Genomic DNA, 26,662 nt, shown 5'->3' with positions numbered 1-26,662 from the left:
CCAAGACCATCGCGTTTTCGCGTGGCGAGTAAGGGCTCGAAGCCGTCGCGCGGGAACGACCGAATACTCCATCTATTTTAGTCGCTCTATGCGTCGACTTCCAGAAAAAACCTATGTGATCGGATGACGTTGCGCTGTCGGGCGTGAACCGATTCGGTCGCGGGAAAGAAAGGGGGCGTGCCCCTCCCGTCAGGCGAAGGGGTCAATCTCCTCGACGATCGTATCGTCGTCGCCGTCATATTCGGCGGCAGGCATCACGCTCATCGTCCCGTCACCGGCTCGGAAGATCACGATCGTGGCCATCAGGGTGGTGGCGAGGCTGAACGCGAAGGCGTGGGCATCTGCGAAGGACATCTTGCGGCTCCTGTCTTGTGGGCGGGGACCATCCCCGCTCGACAGGCGCCCGAAGTGTTCGGGAACGGACGCGATCACCTCCGGGGCGAAGCCCCGGACGGCGGCATGCTTTGCATAGTCCGACCCTTTATGGGTTGATCGTGGAAGTCCGTGATGGAACCAAGGTCGTGCCTAAAGAGCGGGGTGATCCGCGCCTACATTTCCGGAGCCGCTGTCAGTGCAGTCTTGCATATGCCTGTCGAAGCCTTGCCGGATGCCCCGGGCTGGCATTGAGAGCCATTCTCACGGAGACTCAGGGCGTGCGTCCGATGCCCAGCTCAAGCCGATATGACGAGCAGACAGAACAGAGATTCCGGCGATCCGCGAACGGGTGCACCAGAACTCCAACCTGAACTTGCAGTTTGCCCCTTCCGGCCTGTCCTGCCGCAATGAGGAGCCCAACGTCTCGAAAGCTGCCGGATGCTGAAGCACGAAAAAACCCGGCGGCCGAAGCCGCCGGGTCCCGGGCGTCCCGCTCAGAACGGGATGTCGTCGTCGTCGATGAACTTGCCGTCGTCGTTTTCGGTCTGCTTCGCCCGGCTGAGGAAGTCGACCGTTTCGGCGATGATCTCGCAACCGTAGCGATCCACACCGGCGGCGTCGGTCCACTTGGTGTAGTGGATGCGGCCGCGAACCAGAACCTTCATGCCCTTCTCGCAATGCTGCTGGACCGTCTTGCCGAGGCCGTTGAAGCAGGTGACGCGGTGCCATTCGGTGTCCTGGACCCGGTAGCCGTTCTCGTCGCGAAGAACCTTGCCCTCGGCGTAGCGCGGCCGTGAGGTGGCGAGCGTGAAGTGGGTGATGGACGTGCCGCCCTGAGTGGTGCGGGTGTCCGGTTCCTGACCGATATTGCCGGCGAGAATAACGATGTTCTGCATTTCAAGTCTCCGTTGCTTCAGCCGGAGGGACCGTCCCTCCGACGAGACCCGGAAAAAGACCGTCGGGAGACGCCTGCACTGACGCCTTGGCGGAAGCTCGACCCCTAAGGGCCGGAGTGGTGCGGGCAGGCGCGGAACGCGCCAACTCGGTCCGGCGCCGCGGGGGTTGCTGGCGGAAAGCGAACGGGCTTAGGGGATCGATCAGTCGGAAGGGATTTGGTCCTTCACGGAAGCGGAACGGAAGACAGGGACCAGGAACATCGTTCTCGCGGGGATCGACAGATCAGGCAGGATCCGGCACCGCCCTTGCGGTGCACATGCGCAGCCCGTCTCTCAGCGCCACCCGCCGCTGCATCCGGGCAGGGCCATCGCGAAACCAGAAACGGGTTCCGGGCAACCGAATGGCGCCGCAGCGGCCGGTTCGGAAACCCGATGGTCCGGTCCAGCGAGGATTTGCGATCGGAGCTGGAAGCGTTCCACAGCCTATCCGCCACCAACGGTACAGTTCATGCACGGAGCGGCAGCTATGTTGTGAGAGTCTGTCGACAAGGGAGATGTCGGGAGGCGACAAGGCAACCGCTGACGAAACGCCGATGCCCTCGACACGCTCCAATCGTGCCAGCCGGGCGCAATGACCCGGCGACAGTGGCCCCGGTTTGACCGGGCGAACCGGACGGCAAAGACGGTGCGTTCAGGCAGTCAGAACGCGGTCACCGAGTGAGTTGAGATTTGCCATCGCGGCAAGGCCGACGACAAGGCCGCCAGCGCCGCAGACGAGGTTGAGCGCAAGGGCCGAATGGATGGCGCCGTGGGTGACGCCATGTACAAGTGCGTAGCCGGCGACCATTGCCGGCACCGCGAAGACGGCAAGCGCGAGCAGCCGCAGGGCGGGATTCTTGGCAAAACCGAGCACGAAGATCACGATCCCGACCGAGAGCAGCCCGGCTCCGATGGCGGCGAGCGCGGACAGGAGGAAGCCGGCGTCGGTTGCGTGGACGAAGCGAAAGGCGGTCAGCCCGACCATGAACGGCAAGGCATAGATCGCGAACCGGAACGCGAGGAAACACAATGCGGTCAGCAGGGTGATGGCAAGCAGGACGAGCGTCATGGAAACCTCCGTGGGATCTCTTGAGGGATCACGTCAGGCTGCCAGAAAATGCGCTCCGCCTGCGACTGGGCTTCAATACCGGTTCTTCATCTCCCGCATATTCAAGGCATCTTGCCGTGCTCCGTCAAGGAAAGGCGGTCACGCCGCCTGGAAATGCGGCGGCGCGTTATGCGCCGCCGTCGAATTTCATGACCGGGATACCGAGCTTGCGGGCCTTGTCCGCGAGGTTTTCCTGGATGCCGGTGCCGGGAAAAACGAGGACGCCGACCGGCAGTGCGTCCAGCATGGCGTCGTTGCGCTTGAACGGTGCGGACTTGCCGTGCTTGGTCCAGTCGGGTTTGAAGGCGATCTGCGCAACCTTGCGGCTGTCCGCCCATTTGGCGGCGATCAGTTCGGTCCCTCTGGGTGAGCCGCCGTGCAGCAGCACCATGTCGGGGTGCTTGGCGTGAACCTGATCGAGCCGCGCCCAGATGAGTTGGTGATCGTTGAAGTCGAGCCCGCCAGTGAGCGCCACCTTGGTGCCGGCGGGCAGCATCACCTCGCTTTCCGCCCGGCACCGGGCGGCGAGGAAGTCCCGGCTGTCGATCATCGCCGAGGTCAAGTTGCGATGGTTGACCATCGAACCCGAGCGTGGCCGCCAGTGGCTGCCGGTATGGCGCTCGAAGTGTTCGGCGGCGACGTCACGGAAGAGCTCCATGCTGTTGCGCCGCTCGATCAGCGTCTGCCCCTCAGCCGTCAGGCGTTCGAGTTCGACGGACTTCACCTCGCTGCCATCCTGCTCGCGTTGAAGCCGGCGCTGCGCCACTTCATTGTCGTCGAGATCACGCTCGACGCGGTCGGTGGCGCGGTGGAAGAGATTGACGGTCGACCAGAGCAGATCGTCGAGATCGGGTTCGAGGCGGGTCTCTCCCAGCGTCGCGATCAGCGCGTCGAAGATGTCTGCGACCGCGCCGGCGACGGCATCGCCTTCGGGAAGCGGCCTCGGATCGGCTTCGTCCTGGAAGGGACGCCAGCCGTAGAGCTGGAGTTCGGTGAGAACGTGATCGGTCGGGGATGAGGTGTGAACGGGTTCAAAGCCTGTGTCGTCGTCTTCGTGATTCATCGGGTGGCTCCCAGGTCTGGAGACCGCGCCCATCGCGGCCTTCGCAGGCGTCGAAAGCCCACGGGCGGGACGGGTTGGCAGCCCGAACGACGTGAGGGCCTTGATGGCAAACCCGGCTATTTTGTTTCGCGCTGCAAAGGCGGGGCTTGCCCCGCCGGCGGAAAATAGCCGGAGCGCCGCCATTGCCGGCCCGGCCCGTTTGTGGGCCGATCGCCCTCTCGAAGAAGGCCGTGGGTGCGGCTTTTCCGACAGCGGGCACATCACGATCACGAAAGACAGGACAGGATGCTCCCGGCAACGCCGCCCCGGCTGACGCTCTCATTCGTCCATGAACCTGGCGACATCCTGCGGACGAAGCTGCTCCCTCAAGGCCGCGCGCATGGCATCGGCGCCCAGCTCTCGCAGATCCTCGTTGAAGTCGTCGCGCAGGGGCGTTAGCCCGATTGCCTCGATCCCCTTGCCCGTTGCTCTGGCGATCAGGCTTTGCCGCGCATTGTCACCGGCCGGGTCGCGATCTCGCAACACGTAGAGACGCCGCAGGTCCGCCGGAAACGCAATGGCTGCGAGATGAACCGCCGAGAGCGCCGCGAGCATCGGCATATGGGGCAGCACCATACGGGGCGACAGCACGGTTTCTATGCCTTCGCCGGCCGCCAGCACCTCACCGGCCATACCGAAGCGGACCGCATGGCCGAGCAGGTCGCCCATCGCCCGGCGCGGTGTCTCGATCGGCGCCTTGCCGAGCGTCGCCTCGCTGAAGCCGCCGGGATCGAGCCAGGTCCGGTGAGCGCCGGTCTGGTGGCCATCGAGATCCGTGACGGACGCAATCAGGGCCGGCCAGGTCTCGGTCGGCGCATGCTCGTCGGGTCGGTAGTAGCAGCGCGGATGGAAGCGCAGCGATCCGGTTCCGTCCAAAACCGTAATGCCGCGATTGCGCAAATACGATTCCGCGAGCGTGCCCGCGATCGGCTGCGCCATCGAAAACAGCCGCTTCGCCGCGAGTGGCGAACCCGTTGGTGTGGGTGTCTGCCGAGCGTTGTGGCCCGCGGGTTCCGGTTCGGGATGCGGCAGACTGAGAAACCGCCGCGCCTCTTCGGCGACCTCCCTGAAGTCGATCAGGCCGCAGCTCTCGCGTATGACATCGAGAAGGTCGCCATGTTCGGACGTGGCGGCATCGGTCCATTTGCCCGCTGCACCCTTGCCGGATTCGGGGCCGGTCAGGCGCACGAACATCGAGCGCCCCGGCGTGTTGCGAACATCGCCCACCATCCAGTAGCGGCCCTCGCGCCGGCCGCTGGGCAGATATTCGCGGCAGACCGCCTCGGCCTGCCGGCCGAGACGGGTTGCCAGTTCGGAGGCATCCTGAGCCATCACGCTGCCTCCCGCTCGCCGATGCGCTCGACCGGGAAGCGATCGAGCACGCGGCCGAGGACCACCGGACCGGAGGCGTCGACAGGGACGAACATCCTGAGCTTCCATGAGATGATCTCGTGGAAGAGACCATAGGCGGTGAGCCGCTCGCGCATCGTGTCGGAGAAGCCGGAGAGCTCGATGCGGTTGGCGCCCATGACGCGGCTGCGGCGAAGCTGAAGCCCTTCGGTAAGGTCGAGGATCGTGCGTCCGTCCATCAGCGCGGTGAAGGCGTCATTCGCGGAAATGGTCGTGCTGCCGGTCGCGGCCGCCGCGGCCGCCCAGGCAGGCGGGACCTTGCGGCCGATGATGCGCTCGCCGTCATCAGTCTGGAGCCGGTAGACACGGGTGGAGTCGTTGGGCAGGCGCTTCCAGATCGGCAGCAACAGGCCGGTCACGACGTGGATGGTGCTCTCGGAAAACGCCGGCACCTCCGCAACTTCGTTCTCCCAGGCGGCAGCGAACGCCCCGCGATCAGCCTCCATCCAATGGGTCTCGCCCATCATCTTGACGGGGAGGTTGTGGGCCTCCATCGGGCGGACGAGACGGACGCGGCGTTCCACCTCTCCATCGTCGAGCATGACGCTGGTCGTGGGGATCTGGACCGCGGCCCGACCCGAGCGTTCGTTGATCAGAAGCCGCGCACGCGGATCGTCGAGATGATCCAAGACGTCGGCAAGCGAGAGCGGACGGTTACGGTCGCGCTGCGTGATCGTGAGCAGCCGGGTTTCCGCGCCGGTGCCCGGATGGGTGTAGATGGTCTCGCACCCGGTGACGGTGAACCGCTCGGCCGTCAGCGTCTCGAGCCCGACGTCATAAGTGCCGCTCGCGACGGCGCCCTCGATCTTGGCGTTGAGCAATTGCTCGAAGGCGGTGAACAGGATGCCCTGAAGCTCGATGGTGAGCGCCAGCAGGCGGTTGAGGAAGGTGGTGATGGGCGGCAGGTCGTCCTTGATGCCATTGGCGTCCACCAGCTTCAGGCCGGTGGCGGTCTCGAACCGATCGAGCGAGCAGCCCTCGACCTTGCCGCGCACGATCAGGAGATAGAGCTGACGCAGCGCATCGCGGGCATAGGCGCTTTCCAGATTGTCCTCGGGCCGGAACAGGCCCTGACCGCCGGTCTGGCGCTGTCCGCGGGTGATCGCGCCCAGCGTGTCGAGACGGCGGGCGATGGTGGAAAGGAAGCGCTTCTCCGCCTTGACGTTGGTCGCAACCGGACGGAAGAGCGGCGGCTGCGCCTGGTTGGTGCGGTGCGTGCGGCCGAGCCCCTGTATGGCGGCATCGGCCTTCCAGCCCGGTTCGAGCAGATAGTGGACGCGCCGCCGAGTGTTCCGCGCCGAAAGGTCGGCGTGGTAGCTGCGGCCGGTTCCGCCGGCATCCGAGAAGATCAGGACGCGCTTGGTATCGTCCATGAAGGCCTGGGTCTCCGCCAGATTGGCGGCGGCGGCGCGGGTCTCGACGGCAAGACGATCCATGCCGCCGGAATTGCGCTTGCTGACGATGCGGCGCGAGCGCCCGGTGACTTCGGCGACCATGTCGGTGCCGAAATGCTGCACGAGCTGGTCGAGCGCGCCGGGAACGGGCGACAGGCTGGCGAGCCTGGCGATCAGGTCATCGCGGCGGGTGACCGCCTCACGGCTCTCGACCGGCTGCCCATCGCGATAGACCGGGCGTGACGACAGATTGCCCTCGCTGTCGGTGAACGGCTCGTAGAGCTGCACCGGGAAGGAATGGGCAAGATAGTCCAGGACATATTCCCTCGGCGTGATGTCCACCCGGACGTCGTTCCATTCCTCGGTCGGCAGCTCCGCCAGGCGGCGTTCCATCAGCGCCTCGCCAGTCGAGACGATCTGGACGACCGCCGAATGGCCCGCCTCCAGATCGGCGGCGATCGAGCGGAGCAGCGTCGGGGTCTTCATGCTGGTGAGCAGGTGCCCGAAGAAACGCTGCTTGGCGGACTCAAAAGCCGAGCGCGCCGCGGATTTTGCCTGCCGGTTGAGCGTCCCGTCACCGCCGGTGATGTTGGCCGCCTCCATCGCCGCATCGAGGTTGTTATGGATGATGGCGAAGGCGCCGGCATAGGCGTCATAGATGCGAGTCTGCTCGGGGGTCAGTTCGTGCTCGACCAGTTCGTATTCGACACCGTCGAAACTGAGCGAGCGGGCGGTGTAGAGACCGAGCGCCCTGAGGTCGCGGGCGAGGACCTCCATCGCGGCGACACCGCCAGCTTCAATCGCTTCGACGAATTCGGCGCGTGTCGCGAAGGGAAACTCCTCGCCGCCCCAGAGGCCGAGCCGCTGGGCATAGGCGAGATTGTGGACCGTGGTGGCGCCGGTCGCGGAGACATAGACGATGCGCGCATCCGGCAGCGCGTGCTGCAGGCGCAGGCCCGCGCGGCCCTGCTGGCTGGCTGCGACATCGCCGCGTTCTCCCTTGCCGCCACCGGCGTTCTGCATCGCGTGCGCCTCGTCGAAAATGATCACCCCATCGAAGTCGGAGCCCAACCATTCGACGATCTGCTTGACGCGCGAAACCCCTTCGCCGCGGTCATCGGACCGTAGTGTGGCGTAGGTCGTAAATAGGATGCCTTCCGCCAGCGCGACCGGCTTGCCCTGCGGGAAACGCGACAAGGGCGTGACCAGCAGTCGCTCCATCCCGAGCGCCGACCAGTCGCGTTGCGCGTCCTCGAGCAGCTTGTCGGACTTGGAGATCCAGACCGCCTTGCGGCGGCCCTGAAGCCAGTTGTCGAGGATGATCGCGGCCGACTGGCGGCCCTTGCCGACGCCGGTGCCGTCGCCGATCATGAAGCCGCGGCGGAAGCGGATCGCGTTCTGTGCGTCTTCGGCCGCAGCGGACACGACATCGAAGGTGGCGTCGACCGCCCAGGTTCCGGCGAGATGGTCGGAATGGGCCTCGCCGGCATAGATGACGGTTTCGAGCTGCGCCCCGGACAGCAACTCGCCGATATTGACCGGCAGACGCGGCCGATAGCTCGGCTTGGGTGGGGCGACGGACGCCATCGCAGCCGACTGTACCAGCTTCGTCGGATGGGGCTGCGCGTCGGGAATGCGGATCGCCTGAAGCCCGTATTCCTCGTAGATCGCGTCCGAGAGCCGTGCGGTGTCACCGGACTGCGACTCGATGGCTTCATAGGCGAGCGGCTGTGCCTCGGGATCGGCCGTCGGCGCGGGCGACGTGGTCTTGGCGGCGCGGTTCAGATAGCCGCGCACGCTGCCAGGGGTCGGGGTCGCTGGCACAGGCACCGCCACCGGAGGATCGACGGGAAGTCGCTCCGGCAGGCGCTCGTCGACCCAGGCCAGCAATGCCGCAGTGTCCGGCGCGACACCCGGCGATGCGGGAAATGCTGTCGGATCATCGGCGGGAACCTTGTCGATGACGGTCAGTCGGGTGGAGATCGTCGTGCCGTGCTTGGCGTAAGCCGAGCCGTCGATCGCGGCGGAGAAGACGACACGGCCGCGTTCCTGCAGGCGCGCGAAGGATGGCGCCCAGGCCGGATTATCTGGCGCGAAGCTGGCGGCGGTGATCGTCACCAGCCGCCCGCCGGGCGCAAGGCGCGCCAGCGCCGATGCGATGTGGCGGAAGGCGGCATCGGCGACGCGGCCCTCGACATTGGCCATGACCGAGAATGGCGGGTTCATCAGCACCACGCTCGGGATCAGCGCCGGATCGAGATGGTCGTGGATCTGCGCGGCGTCGAAGCGGGTGATATCCGCTGCCGGAAAGAGGGAGGTGAGCAGGTCGGCGCGCGCTTCAGCCAGTTCGTTGACGGCGAGCGAGCCGCCGGCGATCTCGGCCAGAATGGCGAGGAGCCCGGTCCCGGCCGAGGGTTCGAGAACGCGATCCGCCGCGGTGACGGCGGCGGCATGGGCCGCGACGAGGCCGAGCGGGATCGGGGTCGAGAACTGCTGGAAGCTCTGGGCTTCCTCGGACCGGCGGGTATGGGTCGGAAGGAGCGCGGCAATCTTCGAGACGGCGGAAAGCCGCGGAGCCGGAGAACCTGCTTTGCGGAAAAGCGCCTTTCCGTATTTGCGCAGAAAAAGGACGGTCGCCGCCTCGCAGGCGTCGTAGGCGGTTTTCCAGTCCCAGGCGCCGGTGGCATCGGAGGCGCCGAAGGCAGACTCCATCGCCGCGCGCAATGTCGCGGCATCGATGGGCCCGCCCTTTTCGAGATGTAGGAGAAGCTGTTCTGCGGCGGCAAGGATGACCGAAGCAGGTCGGGTATCGGAGGCTAGCGGGAGCGGCGCGACCGGAGCGGCGGCGCGAGCGGAAGTATTGGTCATGGTGAGAACCTTAAGGAGAGCGGAAGACGGACGAGCCGGTCCGGTGCTCTCTCTCCTCCGGACGGGCTCAAACCCGTCACGGCCCCCCTCTCCCTCTCAGGGGAGGTCGAACTCCTCGACTATCCGAACCGACGTCCACTCTCGGTGAAGGTGTATTCGTTCGCGGCAATGGTTTCGTCGACGGCCGCGTCCGAGGTCAGATACTCATATTCGCGTTCGAGGTGGCGATAGAGCCAACGCGCGAGGTCACGAAGCGGCTCGATCACGGCATCTTCCGCATCAGCCGTCATGTCCTGCCAGGTTGGGCTATCGCGTTCGACCGCGATCGCCATGCAATATTCATGGTAGTAGCGGTCACTATGAACGATACCAGCATGGAGCTGGTAGAAGTTGCGCCGCTGGATCGCCTGCAGGGCATCGGCGATCCGGTGCAACTCGTCATCCTTCGGCGCATAGCCCCGAATCTTGCGGGGTGCGGCGCTGGCATAGCGATAGCGTCCCTCGAAGCACGCCCCGTCGCCCTGGCTCCAGAACCCGGAAAAGAAGATGCAGGGTTTTTGCCTTGTGCCACCGCCGTAGAGGCGGGCCGGCACGGTGCGCAGTTTGACGCCGAGGATGGCACAGATGCGCTCGAAGTCGTCAAAGACGAACTCGAACCAGTCATGGTCGAAGCCAGTCTGCCGATACCAGGCGCGGGCCGCGTCTTTGGCGGCGTCCGAGAGCTCATCGAGCCGATAGACGGTGGTTTCGATGATCTCAGGCATCAGGATCACCTCCGTCGAGCACCTCGGCAAGCCAGCCTCCGGTGTAGGTCCACGCCACGGTCTCGCCGGTGGCGAGATCGAGAACGTGAGCCCCGCCGCCGAACGCATCGAGATGCGGGCGCGAGCAGGTGTTGGCGTATTGGAAGCCCCACAGCCCGGTGAGGCCGAATGCGGCAGCGCAGCGTTTGACGAACTGGATGACATGCTCCGGGTCGCCGGTGACATCGTCGCGTATCCAGAGGCTGGTGCCGCCATGTTCGGGAACGATGGAAAGATCGAACCCTTCCGAGGGCGGATCTTCCGATGCGTTTTCCTCGCACAGGCGATTGTAGAGGTCGAGCGCGCGGGCGGCGTTGTCGGGTGTGCCGACGTCGAGCACGCAGGAGAAATGGGTGAAATAGTCGGCCATGACGGACTCCTGAAACGAGAACCCCGGCACATCGGCCGGGCGCAAGTTGGGTTTTGGTGTGCAGGAAGAGTGACGGCTGCGGGCTATTCCGCCGCGACCGGCTGCTGCTCCTCGTCTTCGGCCTCGTCGTCCTCGGTGAGGAACGCGGGCAGCGTGTCGGTCTCGTCGTCGGGCTGCTCAGCGACGTCCGCGTCGAGCGGAGCCAGGCGCAGTGGCTCGGGAAGCCAGCCGCTGTCGGCGAGGAGGCGTTCGGCCTCTTTTGCCATGTCGCCCTTCTTCAGATGGTCGATGAGCTGGGCGGTCGCCTCGTTCTTCGCCTCGCGCACCGCTTCGAGGATGCGCGGCTTGGTGACCCGGCCGAGATAGTTGTCGACCGTCGGCCGCCAGCCCACCGCCACCATGTCGAGACCGACGGCACGGGCAAGACGGTCCGCCTCGTGGATGCGCTGTTGCACGCCATGCGTGGTCGGGCCAGCGCCATAGGGATTGGCCTTCTCGTAGAGCGCATTGACCCCGAAGGAGACGCAATGGGCGAGAAGCGCCATACGGCTCGCATCGTCGAGACCGTCAATCTTCGCCCAGAGCGCATCGTCATCGGTCGGCAGATCGGCTTGCCAGGCTTCCTGGCGCTCGTCGATCGCCTTGGCCGACGCGCTGTCCTTCAGATCCTCGGCCTGAACGGAGAAGAAGATGTGTCGAACCGAGGCTTCAAGGCACCCCGTCGACGAGACGTGCTGGAAGGTATCGCGAACAAGCTTGTGGATTAGCGCAGTCATCGCGACATGCGGGTTGCTCGCCAACGCGTCCCGCAGCGCAAGCGTGCGGTGCGCCGTCAACTCGGTCAGCAGACGCTCGGGCAGCGGCTTGACGACATCCTCGTCATCGTCCTGACCCGACTGTTCTCCGCCGATGGTGATGACGGTGCGTTGCACTGTCCCGGTCGGATCACCGGCACCATCCTCACCGCCGTGGGTGTTCCCTTCGGTATCGCCGACGGCGACTTCATCCTCGGGCCGGACATAGCCGCGATCGACCGAGAGCTGGCCATCGTGGCGGATGCTGACGAAGGCGCCCGCACGCGGGATTTCGGCCGGGTCGTAGTGGACGGGACGGCTTTCGAAGGCCTCGAGGGCATCCTCGATCTCGCCGAGCCGCGCATCGACTTCGTCGGGCAGTTCGTCGGCCTCGGCATATTCGGCTTCGAGTTCGTCGAGCTCGTTGCGCAGCGCCTCACGCTGGGCGCGCTCGTCTTCGGTCAGATCGGCGGACGTGCCGGTGATCGACCGGAGGCCCCGGGTGTGGCCATAGGGGAAGTCGGCCGCGACCTCGATCCACTTCCAGCCTTCGCGGGCGATGGCCTCCGCTTCGGCCTTCAGCTTGTCGGCGACGAGCTGCTCCAGCAGCGGGACGTTCTCGATCCAGCCACCGTCGTCGTCCTGGAAGAGATCGCGAAGGACGATGCCGCCGGCCGCCTCATAGGCGTCGGTGGTGACGAAGCGGACCCGCCGATCAGACGCACGGACGGTGTTCTCCGTCAGCATCCGGCGGATCTGATAGGCCTCCTTCGACCAGCTATGCTGGACCGATTCCCAGACCTGCTCTTGGCGCGCATGGTCGGATGAGACGGTGAAGGCCATGAGCTGATCGAGGGTCATCTCGTCCTCGGCATAGGCATTGAGCAGCGTCTCCGAGACGGTGACGAGCTTGAGCCGCTGCTTGACGATGGCGGTCGAGACGAAGAAGCGCGCGGCGATCTCCTCCTCGGTGAGACCCTGATCGCGCAGAGTCCTGAAAGCCCGGAACTGGTCGAGGGGGTGCAGCGCAGCGCGATGAGCATTCTCGGCAAGCGAGTCCTCCTCCGCCGAGATGTCGGTCCTGGCCTCGCGGACCACGCAGGGCACCGGCGCGGTCTTGTTGAGGCGCTTGGCCTTCACCAGAAGTTCGAGCGCCCGATATCGGCGGCCGCCGGCGGGAATCTCGAACATACCGGTCTCCGTGCCGTCGTCATCGAGGACCGGCCGGACGTTGAGGCTCTGCAGGAGACCACGGCGGGCGATGTCCTCGGCCAGTTCATCGATCGAGACGCCGGCCTTCAGGCGCCGGACGTTGGACTGGGAGAGAACGAGCTTGTTGAAGGGAATGTCGCGCGAGGCGCTGAGGGCTATTTTCTGAACGGCAGGTGCCATCGTGATTTACTCCGCGACGGGCGCCGAGAGCCTCTCTCTCGACCTCAAACCCGTCACGGAAAAAGGCGCAGCCCTCTCACTCTCCTGAGCCGGAGTGAGAGGGCTGCGCCGATGGGGTGGGAAATGTTACTGCCTGTTTCGCAGCGACACCGCGGCGGCCCTGAGCAAGCGCTCGCTCTCAACGATGCTGCCGGCTAGCCGGGCCGCTTCGGCATAGGTCGACAGCGGAAATAGACCCTCGAAGAGGACGTCCCGCTCGATGCCAAGACCGAAGGGCAGAGAGATGGACGTGAACTCCGCGAGGCTGCACGAGCCCATCTCAGGACAGCCGAAGCCGAGATCGGCGAGCCCGAACAGCATGTCGCCGTCCGGCTCCATCTCGGTGATAAGCCAGGTGCCCGCGCCGACGGGATTGAAGAATTTCACCACTGGCACATGGTCGACATCGCGTTGCCGTCCATTGGCCAGCAGCCGGTCGCGCAACTCGTCGGTCAAGAGGATCATGCCACCCTCCTGTCGCAAGCAGGTTCGACCGGGATCGTTTGATTGGCATGGTCCGGAGCGAAGGCCAGCAGCCAGTCGGCAGCCTTGCTCGCCTGGCTGGCGGCGCGGACGATGGCGCGATTGTCCTCGCGCAGGACGTCGAGCCAGGAGCCGATGTAATCGGCATGCCGGACGGTCGGCGTGATGCCGAGCGAGGCGCAGCAAAAGGCGGCGTTGATCTCGGCGATCAGCTCTTCGAAGGCGTATTTCTTCGAGCCGAACGAGCCGGAGAAATCGCGGTTGAGACGATGAGGCGCGCCGCTGGCGTGGCCGAGTTCGTGCAGGGCGGTGCGGTGCCAGTTGATCGGCTCGAAATAGGCTTGCGGCGGCGGCACCTGCACATAGTCATGGGCCGGCACGTAGAAGGCGCGATTGCCGCCGATCCGGAAGTCGATCCCCGTCGCCGCGATCAACGCCTCGACACGCGGTTCGATCAGACCCTTCGGCACCGGCGGTGCGGCGGTCGCGACATCCTCGGGCAGGTTCTCGCACTGGTCGGTGTTGAAGACGGTGAAGCGCTTCAGGAACGGGATCGCCTGGGCGTCCTCGCCGGTCTCGCGCGCGCGGCGCTTCGCATCCTCCGGCACGAAGCGATCGGCATAGACGACAGTAGTGCCGCGCTCGCCCTTGCAGACATTGCCGCCGAGCGACAGCGCCTGGCGGAAGGTCAACCAACTTTGGCCGGAAAAGCCGCGCTCGATGACGGCGCCCCAGAGCAGCAGCACGTTGATCCCGGAATAGGTCCGGCCGGTCGAGGCGTTGTGCGGCATGGACAGCGGCGCCTTCGCGGCGGCCGTGCCCCAGGGCTGGACCCATGGCACCCGGCCGGCCTCCAGTTCGGCGATGATCTTGTCGGTGATTTCGGAATAGAGATTGGTCCGGTCGCGCTGGGTGCCGGTTTTGCGGTTGTGTCTGGACATCGCGGTTCTCCGCGACGGGCGCCGGAGGCCTCTCCTCCAGCCCTCAACCCGTCACGGAAAACCCGTCCGCACTCTCACTCTATTGGGATCGGTGGAAAGGTGTTTCGCTCACTCGCCCGTGTATCCTCTGCGACCGACCGGTAACCGACGAAGTTCAGCCCCACCTCAGCAAGCTGCTTGCGTGCTTGCAGCACGTGGACCGAACCTGCTGCGTGACCAGCACATCCGCCAATATTTATCCCCAGATATCCGTACTCCCTACTCCTGTGAAGTAGGCCTTCCTTCACGGACTCAGGTGTTGCAACGATCTCTGTGCATCAGCGTGACCAACTGGACAACGGCAAGTTCAGCGATGCCCCAGAGTGACGATCACTCGAAGGAAAGAACCTCGCGCTCATCCATCTACCGATATCGGCTACGCTACCCAAAAGCGCGGCCGAACCCAGGAGGCAGTATGTCAGAGACTAAATTTCTCACGCCTGAAGAAGTCACCGAGCGCTATCGCGGCGGCGTGTCGTTGGGGACACTTCGAAACTGGCGTACCCAGAAAATTGGGCCATCGTTTATCAAGGTAGGTAAGGCCGTGCTCTATCCGATGGAGGAGCTTGAAACATGGGATGAAAGGAATAAAGTGCAGTGCAGTGCTTCAAAGCAATCGGACGAGCATGCCGGTGATCAGCCGTGAAAGTCACGTGCAAGCATTGTGGACATACCCCAGTCTCCGGCACCAGTAGACAGAAAAATCCGAAAAAATACATATATTTCATCGCATTATAAAGATGGCTATACTGGTGCACAACCACCCCTCGGGCGACCCGACCCCCTCCGAGGCCGACGTGCTGATGACCGAGCAGGTGCGCGACGCGGTCGAGGCCCTCGGCCTCGTGCTGCACGACCATCTCGTGATCGGCAAGGAGAGCGACGTGAGCTTCCGCGCGGAGGGCTACCTGTAGCGGCACCGGCCTGATCCCGGAAAGCCGCGCGGGGCCGCGACGGCACGCACCGGCGCGAGGCACGTCCCCGGCGTGACGGGACCGGCGCCTGCAACTGCACCCCGAACCCGAGCCTCGAAGCCCCCGGGCTCCGCCGCTCTCCGGGCCGCCCGATCTGGCCGGCGGGAGGGATCCCACTGCTCCGGCACGCGCCGGCAGACCTCCCCGCCCGGGCCCGGGCCCGGCAAGCCGCCCGGATCCCCGCCGCGGGGCGCAAGGCCTGCCTTGCCCGGATCGGGCCCGCCCGGCGCGCCGCGCATGGCAGACGACGGGCGACTGCGCTGTGCGGGAGGCACGGAGCAGGCTGCCCGACGGCGTGGAGACCGGGGCATCGCCGGAGCGGCGGGCCGCCCGCGTCAGTCCGCCCCGCGCGCGCGCGGCTCGCGCAGCCAGACCTCGACCCGGCGGTTCACGGCGCGCCCCGCGGCATGAGCGTTGCAGGCCACCGGCGAGATCTCGCCGTAGCCGAAGGTGGCAATGCGCACGTCCTGCACGCTGCCCGGGGGCAATGCGCCGAGCACCAGCGCGCGCATGTCCTCGGCATCGCGCAGGGAGAGGTCGCGGTTCAGGTCGGCCCGGCCGATGGAATCGGTGAACCCGGCGAAGAGCACCTCGCGGCCGCCGAAGGCGCCCGAGGCGAGCAGCCCCGCCAGCCGGCGGATCTCCTCCCGGCTGCGCGCGTCCGGCCGGCCGGTGGCGGGATCGGTACGCAGCGTCGTCGACAGCCGCTCGGCGTCGCGCAGCTCGGTGAGCAGGGCGCGGATCTCGCCGACGCGGCCCTCCTCGTCGGGTGCCAGCAGCGTGTTGGCAAGGCGCACGCCCTGCTCGCCCAGCCCGATGCGCATGGCCGAGAGGCTCACGTAGCCCGCCGCCTCGATCACCGGCATCGCCTCGGGCGAAAGCAGGAACCCGCCGAGCCCCTGCCCGGGCACGAGCGCGCGCCCCGGTGCCGCGGCGAGCATCAGCGGCACAACGAACGGATAGTCGCCCGATTTCACCGTGAAGGGCGCCGGCGGCTCGAGCCGCCCGCAGGCGTCCTCGAGCCCGAGCTGCCGCAGCCCGCCGGCATGCGAGCGGCCGATCACCGCCAGCGCGCCGGGCGTGGCCGAAACGGCCTCGGCAAGGCGCGCCGCGCTGTCGAACATCCTCACCCGCGGCCCGGGCCGGCGCCCGGCCGGCGCCAGCAGCAGTGCCTCGGTCCGCGCGCCGGCCCCGGTCTCGGGCGAGAGCATCATCGGCACGATGGGCGCCGGCGGACCGCCGAGCGCGGCCCAGTCGGTGATCTCGCCGGCAAGCACGCCGGCCAGCGCACCGAGCGACACCGCCTCCACCGGGCCGCCCGGAGCGGTCACCGGCACGAGGGCATCGAGCGCGAGCGTACGCACCGCGGGCGCGGGAACGCCCCGGTCATCGGCCGCGCCGCCCGGGGCACGTCCGAACGGCCCGGCGGCCGAGGCACGGCCCTCGCCCGGCCCGGGCCCGGCAGCCGGAGCGGGCCTGTCGTCGCCAGAGCCCGCGCTCGCGCTGTTGCCGCCGGCCTGGGCGCCGCCTCGGCCGGTGGTGTCTGGCGTGCCGCCGCGGGAACTTGCCCCTTGCGCGGGTTCCCCGGCCGTTCCGCTCGGCGCGCCGCCCCCGGCCCCCTGCGTTCGCGGGCCGCCTTCGGCCCCTTCCCCGGACAAGCCGCCTCCGGCCCTTTCTCCGGACAAGCCGCCTTCGGCGGCGGGCGCATCCCGCAGGGCGGAGAGTTCACGCGGGCTGAGCGCGCGGTCGGTCACCGCGAGATCGGCATCGCCGTCGAGCAGCGCCTGCAGTGCGGCGGAGCTGGGGAGGGTCTCACGCGTCGGCCCGGCGACCTGCGGCGCAGCGCGCGCCTCGAGGAGGGCCGGCAGCAGCGCCTCGGCCGCCGCGGGCGCAACCGCGAGGCGCGGGGCGGTCCGTTCGGCGGGAACTTCCCGCGGACAGGCGGCGCCCTCGCAGCGCACCCGCGTCGCGTCGAGCGCGATCTCGCCGATGGCGGTGGCCAGCCGGTAGCGGCCGTCCTCCACCCCGAGCAGCTCGCCGGTCACCGACATCGCGCCGTCCGCCGAGCGCAGCACCACGGTCCGGTCCGGCTGCGCGCCGCCACCCTGGGCCAGCCCGAAAGCCAGCCCGATGGCGAGGAAGAAGCCCCGTCTCGCACTCACAGCATCATCTCCACCCTGCCCGTTTTTCCGCCCGGCTGCCGCCGGTGTTGCGGAGGCCCTGCGCCCTTCCCCTCCCGAGCGGAGCCGGCCGCGGGCGCCATGAAGACCATATCGGCAGCCCGGGCGCAATGTCACCAGCCCCGGCCGCGCTTCGGCTATTGACCTCGCCGCGCCGCACCGCACTATGCGGCCCATCGGACCCTGGGAGAGCAGCATCATGAAATTCGGCATCGGCCAACCCGCGTCCCGCGTCGAGGACCAGCGTTTTCTTACCGGCAAGGGCTCGTATGTCGATGACATCGCCCTGCCCGGCATCCTCATCGGCCACGCCCTGCGCAGCCCTGTCGCGCATGCGCGCATCACCGCGCTCGACGTGGCCGAGGCCCGCGCCCTGCCCGGCGTCCACGCGGTCTACACCCATGCCGAGACCGCGCATCTCGGCCCCGTGACCTTCCGCATGCCGCTCAAGCAGACCGACGGGTCCGACCTTGCCACCGTGCTGCTGCCCCGTCTGGCCGACGGCGTGGTGCGCTACGTGGGCCAGCCCGTGGCCTGGATCGTGGCCGAGACGCGCGACATCGCCCGCGACGCCGCCGAGCTGATCGAGGTGGACTACGACGACCTTCCGGTGATGGTGACCCCCGAGGCCGCCCTCGCCCCCGGCGCGCCGGCGCTGCACGAGGGCGCGCCCGGCAACCTCGCCTATGACTGGGACGTGGGCGACGCCGCCGCCACCGAGGCCGCCTTCGCCGGCGCCACGCACATCGCCCGGGTGAGCGTGGTGAACCAGCGCGTGGTGGTGAACCCGATGGAGCCGCGCGGCATCCTCGTGCGCTACCTGCCCGAGACGGAGAGCTGGGAGGCCTGGACCGGCAACCAGGGCGCCCATTCGGCGCGTGACAACCTCGCCCGCGGCCTCGGCGTGCCCTCCGACAAGGTGCGCTGCCACACGCCGGACGTGGGCGGCGGCTTCGGCATGAAGCTGATGGACCACCCGGAATACCCGCTCGCCGCGCTTGCCGCGAAGGACACCGGCCGGCCGGTGAAATGGGTGGGCGACCGCTCGGAGAGCTTCCTCGCCGATGCGCAGGGCCGCGACCTCGCCTCCGAAGCCGAAGGCGCCTTCGATGCGCAGGGCCGGCTGCTGGCGCTGCGCGTCTCCTCGATCTCCAACCTCGGGGCCTACTACTCCTCCTCCGGCCCGGGCGTGCACACGCTGTTCTCCGCGCCGCTGCTGGGCGGGATGTACGACGTGCCGGTGTTCCACCACCGGGTGCGCGGCGTGCTCACCAACACCACCCCCACCGACGCCTACCGCGGCGCCGGGCGGCCGGAGGTGATCCACGTCACCGAGCAGGTGATGGAGGCGGCGGTGGCCGTGACCGGCATCGACGGCGCCGAGCTGCGCCGGCGCAACCTCATCCGCCCGGCCCAGATCCCCTACCGCACCCACGGCGGCTTCCTCTTCGACAGCGCCGACCCGGAGGCGAACCTCGACCGCACCCTCGCCGCCATCGACTACACCGGCTTCCCCGCCCGCCGGGCCGAGAGTGCTTCGCGCGGCAAGCTGCGCGGCATCTCGGTGAGCTACTACTTCGAGCGCACCGGCGGCGGCCCGAACGAGAACGCGACGATCCTGGTGAACACCGACGGCTCGGTCGACACCGCGGTGGGCACCCAGAGCACCGGCCAGGGCCACGAGACCGCCTGGGCGCAGATCGTGCACGAGAAGCTCGGCCTGCCCTTCGGCTCCATCCGCCTCGCGGCGGGCGACAGCGACAGGCTGCCGCTGGGCGGCGGCACCGGCGGCTCGCGCTCGCTCATCATGGCGAGCCGGGTGTTCATCCTCGCCGCCGAGGACGTGATCGCGCAGGGGCTGGAGCGCGCGGCCGACCGGCTGGAGGCAGCCCCCGCCGACATCGCCTTCTCCGCCGAGGAGGGCGGCGTGTTCCGCATCGCCGGCACCGACCGCACGGTCTCGCTGCTCGAGCTCGCCGCCGACGAGGCGATCTTCGGCCAGGGCCGCGTGGGCGACAGCACCTCCACCTTCCCCAACGGCTGCCACGCCGCGGAAGTGGAGGTCGACCCCGAAACCGGCCACACCGCCTACCTGCGCCACGTGGTGACCGATGATTTCGGCGTGATCGTGAACCCGCTGCTCGCCGCGGGCCAGGTGCATGGCGGCATCGCGCAGGGCGCGGGCCAGGTGCTGGGCGAGGCCGCGGTCTGGGACCCCGAGACCGGCCAGCCCCTCGCCGGCTCGTTCATGGACTACGCCATGCCCCGCGCCGCCGACCTGCCGATGTTCGAGACCGGCTTCAACGAGGTGCCCTCCACCACCAACCCGCTGGGCGTGAAGGGCTGTGGCGAGGCCGGTTCCGTGGGCGCCCTGCCCGCGCTGGCCCTCGCGGTGCAGAACGCCCTCGCCTCCGCCGGCGTCACCCTCGCGCGCCCGCCCTACACGCCCCAGGCGATCTGGACCGCCCTGCAGGGCGCCGCCTGAGCCGGGCGGCGGGACCCGCGCGGGGCCTTCACGCGGGGGCCGGGGCGCGGCCCGCCTTCCGCAGCGGCGACGGGCGCGGGGGCCGCAATCCGGGTCTCCGCCCCCGGCGCCGGGGCCGCGGTCTGCCCCGGGCGGCCCGCTGCCGGGACACGGAGATCCGCCCGCCCGCAGGGGCGGAGCGGGGGGCGGGGCCGCTCAATCCGGGTCGCGGTCGTGCACGGCCATGCCGTCGGGCAGGCGCACCCAGGGGTGGCGGCGGCAGTCGTAGACCGAGTCGCGCGGAGGCGGGAAACCGGGATCCGCGAAGGCGCCCACGGCCACCATCACCATGTCCGCCTCGCTGCCCTCGCCGGTATGATAGAGCGTCGAGCCGCAGACCGGGCAGAAGCGGAAGCGGAACTGCGCTCCCCCGTCGCCCCGGCGCAGGTACTCGGTGGCGATGCCACTCACCCGGAAGGGCGCGGTGAAGGCCGCGAGCGCGGCAAAGGCGCTGCCGGTGCGGCGCTGGCAGTCGAGGCAGTGGCACAGCCCCACCCCGAGCGGCGCGCCCCGGACCTCTATGCTGAGCTGACCACAGGCACAGGACGCGGTTCTCGACTCCATGCCGGACCCCCTTCTCCGCCGGCCGGCGCGCGGCCGGACCATGGAGCGCAGTGTGCCCTGCCCCGCGCCCGCGGCCAAGAGGCCCCGTGCAAGAGAAAACGCCGCCCCGGGGGCTCCCGGAGCGGCGTTCGTGAAGTGATGAGCGCAGCGGCGCCCGGCTCAGAACTTGCCGTGGCAGGCCTTGTACTTCAGGCCGGAGCCGCAGGGGCACGGCTCGTTGCGGCTGATCTGGCCCCAGGTTTCCGGGGCGTTGGGGTCGAGCGTGGTGACCTCGGCCTCACCGGCGACACGGGCCTGCAGCTCGGGCCGGGCCGCCGGCGCCGCGTCGGGAGCCGTCTGGGCCGGGGCGGTGTCGGGAGCGGGCTGGGCCGGGGCGGCGGCGCGGGGCTGGGCCTGCGCCTCGCCGGCCTGCTTGGCGGCGGCCATCTCCTGCAGCCGGGCGATCATCGCCATCTGCTCTTCGCGGGTCATGATCTGCACATGGCTGAGCTGGCCGGTCACGTCCTCGCGCAGGCGGTTCAGCAGGGCCTCGAACAGGGTGAAGGCCTCGGACTTGAACTCGTTGAGCGGATCGCGCTGCGCATAGCCGCGCAGGCCGATCACCGAGCGCAGGTGCTCGAGCGTCAGCAGATGCTCGCGCCAGTGCTGGTCGATGGTCTGCAGCAGCACCTGCTTCTCGACCGAGCGCATGGTCTCGGGGCCGTATTTCGCCACCTTCTCGGCCATGAGCTTGTCGGTCTCGGTGTAGAGCCGCTCGCGGATCTGGGTGTCGTCGACGCCCTCTTCCTCGGCCCAGGAAATCACCGGCAGCTCGGAGGCGAAGTAGCGGATCACGTCGGCGTGGAGGCCCTGCGTGTTCCACTGGTCGGCATAGGCCTTGGGCGGCATGTGCTTCGTGACGAGATCGTCGATCAGCTCGTGGCGCATGTCGCGCACGGTCTCGGACAGATCGTCCGCGGCCATGATCTCGCGGCGCTGGTCGAAGATGACCTTGCGCTGGTCGTTCATCACGTCGTCGTATTTCAGGATGTTCTTGCGGATGTCGAAGTTGCGCGCCTCGACCTTGCCCTGCGCCTTCTCCAGCGCCTTGTTCACCCAGGGGTGAACGATGGCCTCGCCCTCCTTCATCCCCAGCCGCTTGAGCATCTTGTCGAGCCGGTCGGAGCCGAAGATGCGCATCAGGTCATCCTCGAGCGAGAGGAAGAAGCGCGACAGGCCGGGGTCGCCCTGGCGGCCGGAGCGGCCGCGGAGCTGGTTGTCGATGCGCCGGCTCTCGTGGCGCTCGGTGGCGAGCACGAACAGCCCGCCGGCCTCGATCACCTGCGCCTTCGCCCCGGCCACCTCGGCGGCGACGGCCGCGCGGATGGTCGCCTCGTCGGCGCCCTCCCCGGCCCTCTCCATCTCCTCTTCCACCTGCATCTCGACATTGCCGCCGAGCTGGATGTCGGTGCCGCGGCCGGCCATGTTGGTGGCGATGGTGATGGCGCCGGGCCGGCCGGCCTGGGCCACGATATGCGCCTCCTGCTCGTGGAAGCGGGCGTTGAGCACGTTGTGGCTCAGCCCGCCCTCGGCGGCGGCGGCGCGCAGGGCGCCGGCGATGCGGGTGAGGTACTCGTGGCGCTCCACCTCCTTGCCGGGCTTGATCTCGGCCGCCCAGCCCTCCAGCCGCTCGGCGGTGGAGGAGAGGAAGTTCACGTCCTTGAGCAGGCGCGAGATCAGCTCGGATTTCTCGATCGAGGTGGTGCCCACCAGCACCGGCTGGCCGCGCACATGCGCATCGGCGATGTTCTCGACGATGGCGGCGTATTTCTCCATCGCGGTGCGGAACACCTGGTCGTCCTCGTCGCGCCGGGCGATGGGCAGGTTGGTCGGCACCTCGAACACGTCGAGCTTGTAGATCTCCATGAACTCGTCGGCCTCGGTGAGGGCCGTGCCGGTCATGCCGGCGAGCTTGTCATAGAGGCGGAAGTAGTTCTGGAAGGTGACGGAGGCGAGGGTGACGTTCTCCGGCTGGATCGCCACGCCCTCCTTGGCCTCGATGGCCTGGTGCAGGCCCTCGGAGAGCCGCCGCCCGGCCATCATGCGGCCGGTGAACTCGTCGATCAGCACCACCTCGGAGCCGCGCACGATGTAATCCTTGTCGCGCACGAACAGCTTGTGCGCGCGCAGGGCCTGGTTCACGTGGTGCACCAGCGAGACGCTCTCCGGATCGTAGAGCGTGGCCTCGCCCTTGAGGTGGCCGGCGGCGCGCAGGCGCTGCTCGACGAACTCGTTGCCCTCGTCGGTGAGGGTCGCGGTGCGGGCCTTCTCGTCGATCTCGTAATGGGCGTCGGCGAGCTCGGGGATGAACTTGTCGATCGCCACGTAGAGCTCGGACTTGTCCTCCGTGGGGCCGGAGATGATCAGCGGCGTGCGGGCCTCGTCGATCAGGATCGAGTCGACCTCGTCGACCACCACGAACCCGTGATCGCGCTGGAACATGTCCGAGAGCTGCGACTTGAGGTTGTCGCGCAGGTAGTCGAAGCCGAGCTCGTTGTTGGTGCAGTAGGCGATGTCGGCCTTGTAGGCGAGGCGCTTCTCCTGCTCGGCCTGGCCGGGCACGATCACGCCCACGCTGAGCCCGAGGAAGTTGTGGATGCGGCCCATCCACTCGGCGTCGCGGCGGGCGAGGTAGTCGTTCACCGTCACCACGTGCACCGCGCGGCCCGAGAGGGCGTTGAGATAGCTCGGCAGCGTGGCCACCAGCGTCTTGCCCTCGCCGGTGCGCATCTCGGCGATGGCGCCCTTGTGCAGGATGATGCCGCCCATGAGCTGCACGTCGAAGGGCCGCATGCCCAGCACGCGCTTGGCCGCCTCGCGCACGGTGGCGAAGGCGTCCGGCAGGATGTCGTCGAGGGTCTCCCCCGCCGCCAGCCGCGCCTTCAGCGCCGGGGTGCGGGCCTTCAGGTCCTCGTCGGAAAGTGCCGAGACCTCCGCCTCAAGCGCGTTGATCTTCGCCACGATCGGGCGGAGCGCCTTGATCTTGCGGTCATTGGCCGAGCCGAACACCTTGCGGGCCAGCGTCCCCATACCAAGCATTGTCTGCTCTCCCAGTCACGTCGCGGGTGCGCCGTCTCTTGGGCGCGGAATCTCGATAAGGCGGCACGCGCCCTGACCTGCGTTCACAGGAGCGTTGGGGGGATTGTCCGCCAGCGTCCGACGCAGTAGATGAGGGCAAGTCGCCGCCGTGGCCTCAGATCGGCCGGGCCGAGATGTAAGGGCCGGGGCGGCACCTGTCAACGGCACCCGGGGAAGCGGGCGCCCCGAGCCCCGCGCCGCCCCGGCGGCCGTGTCGCAGACACCCAAGGCTGCGCCGCAGACACCCACGAAAGGATCTTTCATGAAACTGCTCTCCTCGACGGCCCTGGCGCTGCTCGCCTCCGCGGCCCTCGTTCCGGCGGCCTTCGCCCAGGATACCGCCCCGGCGACCACGCCGGAGACGGCTGCTCCCGAAGCCACCGCAGACGCCCCGGCGCCGGCGGACTACGACGCGAACTCCGTCGTCGCCACCGTCGATGGCGAGGAGATCACCCTCGGCCAGATCAACATGGTCTGGGCCGCCCTGCCCGACCAGTACAAGAAGCTGCCGGGCGACGTGCTGTTCCCCGCGCTGATCGACCAGGTGGTCAACCAGATGCTGCTCGCCAAGCAGGGCGAGGCCGACGGCCTGGCCGAGACCGACGGCGTGAAGCTCGCGGTCGAGAACGCCCGCCGCGACGCCATCGCCGGCGCGCTGATCCGCAAGGCGATCGACGACGAGGTCACCGAGGAGGCGGTGCAGGCCGCCTATGACGAGCAGGTGGCCAGCCTGCCCGAGGAGCAGGAGATCGACGCCAGCCACATCCTGGTCGAGACCGAGGACGAGGCGAAGGAGATCAAGGCCGAGCTCGAGGGCGGCGCCGATTTCGCCGAACTCGCCAAGGAAAAGAGCACCGGCCCCTCCGGCCCGCAGGGCGGCGAGCTGGGCTGGTTCGGCAAGGGCCAGATGGTTCCCGCCTTCGAGGAAGTGGCCTTCGGCCTGGAGGCCGGCCAGGTCTCCGACCCGGTGCAGACCCAGTTCGGCTGGCACGTGATCAAGGTGAACGACACCCGCGTGAAGCCCAAGCCCACGCTGGACGAGATCCATGACCAGCTGGTGAACCAGCTCTCCGAGCAGGTGGTGCGCGAGCGCGTCGACGCCCTGCGCGCCGAGGCCACCATCGAGAAGCCGGACACCGGCATCCCGGCCGACGCCATCAAGGACCCGGCCCTGCTGAGCCAGTGAGCCGCAAGGGCTGAACCGGCCCCGCGACCGGGCCGGTTCGGCCCGGACCGTCTTCGCTCCAGACTGCCCGGGCCGCGAAACACGCTTTCGCGGCCCGATCATATCTGCAACACACACATATCCAGAGACTGACGGGGACATCCGGGGACAGAGCCATGGCCAAGGACAAGAAAGCCAAGAAGGCGAAAGCCGACAAGAAGAAGGACAAGGTGAAGAAGGCCGGGGCCGCGCCGGTGAAGGCCGCGCCCGCGGTCTCGCCGCTGGCGCCCGAGGGCGGCTTCCCCGCCCTGCCCGCCATCGCCGGCGTGCGCCTCTCCGCCGTCGAGGCCGGGGTGCGCTACAAGGGCCGGCTCGACGTGATGCTGGCCGAGATCGACGCCGGCGCCTCGGTGGCCGGCGTGTTCACCCGCTCGCTCACCCGCTCCGCGCCGGTGCACTGGTGCGAGGAGATCATCGCGCGCGAGGCCGATGGCAGCGCGCCGAAGGGCAAGTACGGCATCCTGGTGAACTCGGGCAATTCCAACGCCTTCACCGGCTCGAACGGCCGCATCGGCGTGGAGACCACCGCCGCCTCCGCCGCCGCCGCCCTCGGCACCAAGCCGGGCAAGGTCTTCGTCGCCTCCACCGGCGTGATCGGCGAGCCGCTGCCCGCCGAGCGCATCACCGCCAAGATGGACGAGCTCGCCGCCGGCCTCGCGCCGGAGAAGATGGAATTCGCCGCCCGCGCCATCATGACCACCGACACCTTCCCCAAGGGCTGCACCCGCACCCTGGAGATCGACGGCACCCCGGTCACCATCTCCGGCTTCGCCAAGGGCTCGGGCATGATCGCGCCCGACATGGCCACCATGCTGGTGTTCATCTTCACCGATGCGGCCATCGAGCAGCCGGTGCTGCAGAAGATCCTCTCCGCGCGCAACGCCGCCACCTTCAACTGCATCACGGTGGACGGCGACACCTCGACCTCCGACAGCCTGGTGCTGGCCGCCACCAACAAGGCGAAGATGGCGCCGATCACCTCCGCCACCTCCGCCGCCGGCAAGGCGTTCTCCGAGGCGCTCGGCGAGGTGATGCTCGACCTCGCCCAGCAGGTGGTGCGTGACGGCGAGGGGGCAACCAAGTTCGTCTCCGTCTCGGTCACCGGTGCGAAGAGCACCGCCGCCGCCCGCACCATCGGCCTCGCCATCGCCAACTCGCCGCTGGTCAAGACCGCGCTGGCCGGCGAGGACCCGAACTGGGGCCGCATCGTGATGGCGGTCGGCAAGTCCGGCCAGGCGGCGGACCGCGACAAGCTCACCATCCGCTTCGGCGACACGGTGGTGGCGGAAAACGGCTGGGTCTCGCCCGCCTACCGCGAGGAAGACGGTGCGGCCTACATGAAGCGCGCCGAGATCGACATCCATGTCGACGTGGGCGTGGGCAGCGGCGCGGCCACGGTCTGGACCTGCGACCTCACCCACCGCTACATCGAGATCAACGCGGATTACCGCTCGTGAAATCGGTGCTCGTCTCGGCCTGCGCGCTGGTCGATCCCGACGGCCGGGTGCTGCTCGCGCAGCGCCCGGAAGGCAAGTCCATGGCCGGCCTGTGGGAATTCCCCGGCGGCAAGGTGGAACCGGGGGAAACCCCGGAAGCCGCCCTCATCCGCGAGCTGCACGAGGAACTGGGCATCGAGACCTGGGCGAGCTGCCTCGCCCCGCTCACCTTCGCCTCGCATGCCTATGCCGACTTCCACCTGCTGATGCCGCTCTTCATCTGCCGGAAATGGCAGGGCATCGCCACGCCGCAGGAAGGCCAGGCCATCCGCTGGGTGCGCCCCAACGCGCTGCGCGACTACCCGATGCCTGATGCAGATCTGCCACTGATCCCGCATCTCCTTCACTGGTTGTAACATAGATTTTTGCAATCTCAGACCAAAATGGTACGTGCATCTCCCTTCAACTTCACGCATCTTTAACTCAGCGGCCATAGAAACTACATAAAACGCCGCCTCAACACGGGGAAAGGAAACGCCTAATGCTTGGAACCATCGTCATCGGGAGCTGTGTCTCCGTCCAGGGTGAA

19 protein-coding genes and 2 pseudogenes are annotated in these 26,662 nt (G+C 68.0%); 6 read left to right on the top strand and 15 right to left on the bottom strand.

Going from position 1 to position 26,662, the window contains the following annotated elements:
- Window positions 1-189 precede the first annotated feature (189 nt).
- The 11 genes from D3P35_RS26590 to D3P35_RS22390 form a co-directional block, all read right to left on the bottom strand.
- Entirely contained in the window at window positions 190-354 is a 165-nt protein-coding gene (locus tag D3P35_RS26590) for a hypothetical protein (RefSeq protein ID WP_198670758.1), read from the bottom strand.
- A gap of 515 nt (window positions 355-869) precedes the next feature.
- Window positions 870-1,271 (bottom strand): single-stranded DNA-binding protein, encoded by a 402-nt coding sequence (locus tag D3P35_RS22435; protein ID WP_118138119.1) that lies wholly within the window; start codon window positions 1,269-1,271, stop codon window positions 870-872.
- Window positions 1,272-1,962: 691 nt separating this feature from the next.
- Entirely contained in the window at window positions 1,963-2,379 is a 417-nt protein-coding gene (locus D3P35_RS22430) for a hypothetical protein (protein WP_118138117.1), read from the bottom strand.
- A gap of 166 nt (window positions 2,380-2,545) precedes the next feature.
- On the bottom strand, window positions 2,546-3,481 hold the full coding sequence (locus D3P35_RS22425) for a DUF2493 domain-containing protein (RefSeq protein WP_118138115.1): 936 nt from the start codon (window positions 3,479-3,481) through the stop codon (window positions 2,546-2,548).
- A gap of 318 nt (window positions 3,482-3,799) precedes the next feature.
- The gene (locus D3P35_RS22420) at window positions 3,800-4,852 is read right to left on the bottom strand and encodes a toprim domain-containing protein (protein ID WP_118138113.1); all 1,053 of its coding nucleotides are present in this window, start codon (window positions 4,850-4,852) and stop codon (window positions 3,800-3,802) included.
- The gene (locus D3P35_RS22415) at window positions 4,852-9,192 is read right to left on the bottom strand and encodes a strawberry notch family protein (RefSeq protein ID WP_118138111.1); all 4,341 of its coding nucleotides are present in this window, start codon (window positions 9,190-9,192) and stop codon (window positions 4,852-4,854) included. The genes D3P35_RS22420 and D3P35_RS22415 overlap by 1 nt, the downstream gene beginning before the upstream one ends.
- 119 nt (window positions 9,193-9,311) lie before the next feature.
- Entirely contained in the window at window positions 9,312-9,956 is a 645-nt protein-coding gene (locus D3P35_RS22410; protein ID WP_118138109.1) for an antitoxin of toxin-antitoxin stability system, read from the bottom strand.
- The gene (locus D3P35_RS22405) at window positions 9,949-10,365 is read right to left on the bottom strand and encodes a hypothetical protein (RefSeq protein WP_118138107.1); all 417 of its coding nucleotides are present in this window, start codon (window positions 10,363-10,365) and stop codon (window positions 9,949-9,951) included. Before D3P35_RS22405 ends, D3P35_RS22410 begins: the two co-directional genes overlap by 8 nt.
- 83 nt (window positions 10,366-10,448) lie before the next feature.
- A complete protein-coding gene (locus tag D3P35_RS22400; protein WP_118138105.1) occupies window positions 10,449-12,551 on the bottom strand; it encodes a ParB/RepB/Spo0J family partition protein in 2,103 nt (700 codons plus the stop codon).
- 126 nt (window positions 12,552-12,677) lie between these two features.
- A complete protein-coding gene (locus tag D3P35_RS22395) occupies window positions 12,678-13,055 on the bottom strand; it encodes a DUF2958 domain-containing protein (protein ID WP_118138103.1) in 378 nt (125 codons plus the stop codon).
- Entirely contained in the window at window positions 13,052-14,014 is a 963-nt protein-coding gene (locus D3P35_RS22390) for an ArdC family protein (RefSeq protein ID WP_118138101.1), read from the bottom strand. Before D3P35_RS22390 ends, D3P35_RS22395 begins: the two co-directional genes overlap by 4 nt.
- 454 nt (window positions 14,015-14,468) lie before the next feature.
- Here D3P35_RS22390 and D3P35_RS22385 point away from each other — a divergent pair, with 454 nt between their 5' ends.
- Entirely contained in the window at window positions 14,469-14,699 is a 231-nt protein-coding gene (locus D3P35_RS22385; protein ID WP_118138099.1) for a helix-turn-helix domain-containing protein, read from the top strand.
- Window positions 14,700-14,799: 100 nt separating this feature from the next.
- Window positions 14,800-14,967 (top strand): annotated as a pseudogene (locus D3P35_RS22380) (JAB domain-containing protein); the annotation flags it as partial.
- 395 nt (window positions 14,968-15,362) lie between these two features.
- Here the strand turns inward: D3P35_RS22380 and D3P35_RS22375 are convergent.
- On the bottom strand, window positions 15,363-17,189 hold the full coding sequence (locus D3P35_RS22375) for a phosphate ABC transporter substrate-binding/OmpA family protein (protein ID WP_118138095.1): 1,827 nt from the start codon (window positions 17,187-17,189) through the stop codon (window positions 15,363-15,365).
- 217 nt (window positions 17,190-17,406) lie between these two features.
- Between D3P35_RS22375 and D3P35_RS22370 the strand changes: the two genes are divergently transcribed.
- Window positions 17,407-19,692, top strand: a complete 2,286-nt coding sequence (locus tag D3P35_RS22370) for a xanthine dehydrogenase family protein molybdopterin-binding subunit (RefSeq protein ID WP_198670757.1) — start codon at window positions 17,407-17,409, stop codon at window positions 19,690-19,692.
- Window positions 19,693-19,887: 195 nt separating this feature from the next.
- Here the strand turns inward: D3P35_RS22370 and D3P35_RS22365 are convergent, their stop codons facing one another.
- From D3P35_RS22365 to secA, 3 genes and pseudogenes are all read right to left on the bottom strand, one after another.
- Window positions 19,888-20,295 carry a GFA family protein gene (locus tag D3P35_RS22365; protein ID WP_118138093.1) on the bottom strand — a complete coding sequence of 136 codons (408 nt, stop codon included), beginning with the start codon at window positions 20,293-20,295 and terminating at the stop codon, window positions 19,888-19,890.
- Between the two features lie 159 nt (window positions 20,296-20,454).
- Entirely contained in the window at window positions 20,455-20,721 is a 267-nt protein-coding gene (locus D3P35_RS27035) for an SEC-C metal-binding domain-containing protein (protein ID WP_370032282.1), read from the bottom strand.
- Window positions 20,694-23,373: pseudogene (gene secA, locus D3P35_RS22360) on the bottom strand (preprotein translocase subunit SecA); the annotation flags it as partial. The pseudogene secA and the gene D3P35_RS27035, both read right to left, overlap by 28 nt.
- Before the next feature lie 301 nt (window positions 23,374-23,674).
- On the opposite strand from secA, the gene D3P35_RS22355 reads away from it, so the two are divergent.
- The 3 genes from D3P35_RS22355 (at window position 23,675) to D3P35_RS22345 (ending at window position 26,489) form a co-directional block, all read left to right on the top strand.
- Entirely contained in the window at window positions 23,675-24,598 is a 924-nt protein-coding gene (locus tag D3P35_RS22355) for a peptidylprolyl isomerase (protein ID WP_118138089.1), read from the top strand.
- A 155-nt stretch (window positions 24,599-24,753) separates the two neighbouring features.
- Complete coding sequence (argJ, locus tag D3P35_RS22350) at window positions 24,754-26,094, top strand: bifunctional glutamate N-acetyltransferase/amino-acid acetyltransferase ArgJ (protein WP_118138087.1); 1,341 nt, start codon at window positions 24,754-24,756, stop codon at window positions 26,092-26,094.
- A complete protein-coding gene (locus D3P35_RS22345) occupies window positions 26,091-26,489 on the top strand; it encodes a (deoxy)nucleoside triphosphate pyrophosphohydrolase (RefSeq protein ID WP_118138085.1) in 399 nt (132 codons plus the stop codon). Before argJ ends, D3P35_RS22345 begins: the two co-directional genes overlap by 4 nt.
- Window positions 26,490-26,662: the final 173 nt, after the last annotated feature.

The organism is Oceanicella sp. SM1341, assembly GCF_003448965.1.
Taxonomy (GTDB): Bacteria; Pseudomonadota; Alphaproteobacteria; order Rhodobacterales; family Rhodobacteraceae; genus Paroceanicella.
Note: the sequence above shows the minus strand (reverse complement) of the source record. Positions and strands in the feature narration are given on the sequence as shown.